The 340-nt window shown below is 63.2% G+C and carries 1 protein-coding gene; it reads left to right on the top strand.

The window, feature by feature from the left end; genetic code table 11:
• Positions 1-340: acyltransferase domain-containing protein (locus NQU54_RS48925; RefSeq protein ID WP_257636706.1), on the top strand; the 340-nt coding region annotated here is incomplete at both ends.

The raw sequence follows: 340 nt of genomic DNA, 5'->3' as shown, positions 1-340 counted from the left end.
TGACAACACCGTCATCTCCGGCCCGACCGACCTGGTCACCGATATCAGCGCCACCTGGGCAGCCAAAGGCCGTAAAACCCGCACCCTCACCGTCAGCCACGCCTTCCACTCCCCCCTGATGGACCCCATCCTCGAACCCTTCAAAGAGGCCATCAGCGAACTGACCTACCACCCACCCACCATCCCCCTCATCAGCAACCTCACCGGACAACCAGCAGATGATCACATCACCACCCCCGACTACTGGGCCCAACACATCCGCCAACCCGTCCACTTCCACCCCGCCATCACCCACACCGCGCCCGAAACCGGCATCTTCCTCGAACTAGGCCCCGACCCC

The sequence above is a fragment of the Streptomyces malaysiensis subsp. samsunensis genome (assembly GCF_024519315.1).
In the GTDB taxonomy this organism is placed as follows: domain Bacteria; phylum Actinomycetota; class Actinomycetes; order Streptomycetales; family Streptomycetaceae; genus Streptomyces; species Streptomyces malaysiensis.
Note: the sequence above shows the minus strand (reverse complement) of the source record. Positions and strands in the feature narration are given on the sequence as shown.